Raw genomic sequence first — 725 nt, 5'->3', positions numbered from 1 at the left:
TAATATTTGCAAACTAACAATTCGATTGGTGGAATGATGGGGTAACGCCCTGAAACGCCAACCTTGATACTCCGACTGGCTCTGCTCAAAAGGCAGATGTTCAGAAGCTCGGTGAAGTCGGCAGAGAGCTACCGTCTTACAGTTGCGTAAACAACTGTAACGAAAGCTGTCTAGAGGTAGATGGTGTAGCCTATATGCCGGAGGTCTACAAAATATCTATGGTGAGAATGACTGTAAAAAGTCTGACGAATCCTCGAATGTAAGGGTCTATAAGTAGGCTGTATAGAAATGTACAGTTATCCAAATGGATAGTATGTGGGGAAAAGTAAAAATCAAAGATATGAAATTCCCTATACCGTTAAAGGCGGTATTAAGCGTACAGGTTTAGAGAGGACACCTACAGATATATGTATAGATAGAATTGTTGGAACGAGGAAAGCAGAAAAGCTAACCAAAGGTTAGTCAACGCAGGAAATCATAACTGCGTGAATTTTCTGTGAGAGCGATGGCACGACCGTTGATATTTCTGTAATGGAAACGGAGGAACAGCCATTAGCCGTTTATGATAATCAAATAATAACAAAGCAAACATTCATAGCTTCGAGTATGACAAAGAAAATCAAATCCGAAAGGAGGAGATGCCTGTGACAACTACGAAGCAGAAAAAGAACTCAAAATTACGCTATTTGGAGTATTACGACCTACAAAATACGCTTGATATGTTG

General features: G+C 40.1%; 1 protein-coding gene. It reads left to right on the top strand.

Translation table 11 applies throughout. The annotated features are described in order from the left end of the window. The first annotated feature begins 315 nt into the window (after positions 1–315). Positions 316–462, top strand: a complete 147-nt coding sequence (locus tag J5G60_RS18595; protein ID WP_159436167.1) for a hypothetical protein — start codon at positions 316–318, stop codon at positions 460–462. The last annotated feature ends 263 nt before the right edge of the window (positions 463–725 follow it).

Source organism: Clostridium sp. HV4-5-A1G (assembly GCF_900184915.1).
GTDB classification, from domain to species: domain Bacteria; phylum Bacillota; class Clostridia; order Clostridiales; family Clostridiaceae; genus Clostridium_B; species Clostridium_B aromativorans.
This window is presented reverse-complemented; position numbering and strand designations above follow the sequence as displayed.